Consider the following 1,016-nt stretch of genomic DNA (forward strand, 5'->3'; position numbering starts at 1 on the left):
TTTGCAGCAGCTTCCGCTTTAAGTACTGCGCTGGCAAGGCGGGTATTGTATTCATCTTGTCTTTTCTTTTCACTGAGTTGAGACATGAACATATCCTCCGTTGCGTTGTTTACTCGGATGCGGTCGAGGGCATCCTTGATGGTTGGGTTGCCAAAGGTCGGGAGTTCCTTGCCTTCGTTGGCGTGTTTCAGCAAGAAGAGCCAGGCTTCCAGCGAATTCTTGACCTCTTCTGCGGTTTTCTTGAAATTTGGCAGGCTAATGATAATATACTTATTTTTGGGGAAGATGGAAACTGGGGCACCTTGGGCCAGGCTGAGGCTGCTACAGAGGAACCATTCGTCCACGTATCTTTCATTGTCATTCTTGATTCCGGGCAATTCGAAATCGCAGATCCAAATGGCTACGGATTCCGGCAGCTCGTAGCGACGCTTTTCCCGTTCCTTTTTCGGGAGGGAAAGGAATTCCTTGGAACGGTCCATTTCCCGTTTGCCCTTTGTAGTCAGTGCAGCCTTGTATAGTACGGCACGGTCGATGAAGTAATCATGTTCAGCCTTCTGCATTTCGATGTCAATAAACCGGCCCGTACCTGTGGTTACGAAGATGTCCAAGACGACCTTTTTCTTGTCCGATGGCTGCAGCTTAAGGGATTTGTCAAAGGTGTAGGTAATTTTCCGGATACGGTCCTTCCCTTTGAGATTTAGTGCTCCATTGAGAAAGTTCTTAAGAGCGTTCTTGTCGTCAAAGAGTTCCTTGAACGCGGTATCGTATCTTGGATCCAGATAGAACTGGCCGATGAATTCTGCCGGGATGGCAACCTTGCGAATATTTCTTTTCGTTTTATTCATAGAATTCCTTTTTAGGGTTCTATGGCTAACACGTAAGTTTGGGAAATTTGAATGCGGTTTTTCGAAAAATTTTACAAAAGTGCAGATAAATTTACAAAACCATCGATGAAGAAAAGGCAAATAGCCTTCTTGACAAGGACTTCGCAAAAGATGTATCTTTTGAAGGGTATA

1 protein-coding gene is annotated in these 1,016 nt (G+C 45.2%); it reads right to left on the reverse strand.

The features are described from left to right. Positions 1-845, reverse strand: an 845-nt coding sequence (locus BUB38_RS15700; protein ID WP_073161662.1) for a PD-(D/E)XK nuclease family transposase, incomplete at its 3' end; no start/stop codon positions are given. Positions 846-1,016 lie beyond the last annotated feature (171 nt).

Source organism: Fibrobacter sp. UWH5, assembly GCF_900142505.1.
Classification (GTDB): domain Bacteria; phylum Fibrobacterota; class Fibrobacteria; order Fibrobacterales; family Fibrobacteraceae; genus Fibrobacter.